The sequence below is a fragment of the Microbacterium sp. genome, from assembly GCF_011620715.1.
In the GTDB taxonomy this organism is placed as follows: Bacteria; Actinomycetota; Actinomycetes; order Actinomycetales; family Microbacteriaceae; genus Microbacterium.
Genome location: NZ_WOYP01000059.1, coordinates 4,263 through 5,383, shown reverse-complemented (window position 1 = coordinate 5,383; position 1,121 = coordinate 4,263). Strand labels below are relative to the sequence as shown.

Here is a 1,121-nt window from a genome sequence, read left to right as displayed (position 1 = left end):
CGTTGTCGCCGTACTCGGCGCGGTTGCGCAGCACCTCGGCGCTCGTGAGGCCCTCACGCCGTGCGCCGAAACGGTCGAGCACTTCGGCCTCGGTCAGGCGGTAGGCATCCGTCGGCACGGGGTGGGGCTGTGCAGCGGTGTCCTGCAGTCCGCTGTGAGACATCGCGCTCCCCCCTCGACTACGCCACAATGCCACACGCCGCTTCGCTCACGCGACAGGTTCGGCGAAGGGATCCCCCGGTTCCGGCATCGCCGACCTGGCCCTGCTCGAGGACCGCACCGCGCCGATGCTCGCGGTGATCACGAGCGCGATGCCGGTCAGCTCCAGCCAGGCGAGGTCCTGCCCCAGCAGCAGCAGCCCGGCCAGTGCCGCAGTGGCCGGGGACAGGCTCATCAGGATCGCGAAGACGGCGGCGGGCAGCCGCCGCAGCGCGACGAGCTCGAGCGCATACGGGATCGTGGACGAGAGCACGGCGACCGCCGCTCCGAGGGCGAGCAGATCGGGCCGCAGCAGAGCCGACCCGGCGGAGAGGATGCCGAACGGGAGCGCGATCAGGGCGCCGAGCGTCATCGCGAAGGCGAGGCCGTCGAGCCCCGGAAATTCGCGACCGACCCGGGCGGAGGCGAGGATGTAGAAGGCCCAACTGGCGGCCGCACCCAGGGCGAACAGCACGCCGAGCGGATCGAGGCGGTCCCACCCGCCTCCCGCGAGCGCGGCCACTCCGGCCAACGCGAGCAGAGCCCACAGCCACGCCGACAGGCGGCGGCTCGCCACGATCGAGAGCACGAGCGGCCCGAGCACCTCGATCGTCACCGTCACGCCCAGCGGAAGGCGTGCCAGTGCGAGGTAGAAGAGCGCGTTCATGAGGGCCAGCACGACCCCGAAGCCCAGGACGGCCAGCCACCCGTCGCGGGAGTGCCCGCGCAGCCCGGGCCGGGCAATGAGCAGCAGCAGCATCGCCGAGAACACCAGTCGAAGCATGACCATGCCGAGCGGTCCGACTTGCGGGAAGAGCAGCACAGCGAGCGCTGCGCCGACCTCTTGGCACGCCAGTCCTACGACGACGAGCAGGATCGCCGGGGTCGTGCCCGCGCGGGATGTCACCACCGTGCGGTCAACA

2 protein-coding genes are annotated in these 1,121 nt (G+C 71.5%); both read right to left on the bottom strand.

Features of this window, described 5'->3' with window-relative positions; translation table 11 throughout:
* Positions 1-163 (bottom strand): cation-transporting P-type ATPase (locus QZV84_RS11440; protein ID WP_363331884.1); only part of this gene is annotated, 163 nt, incomplete at its 3' end.
* A 45-nt stretch (positions 164-208) separates the two neighbouring features.
* Positions 209-1,105, bottom strand: a complete 897-nt coding sequence (locus QZV84_RS05630) for an EamA family transporter (protein WP_292826607.1) — start codon at positions 1,103-1,105, stop codon at positions 209-211.
* Positions 1,106-1,121 lie beyond the last annotated feature (16 nt).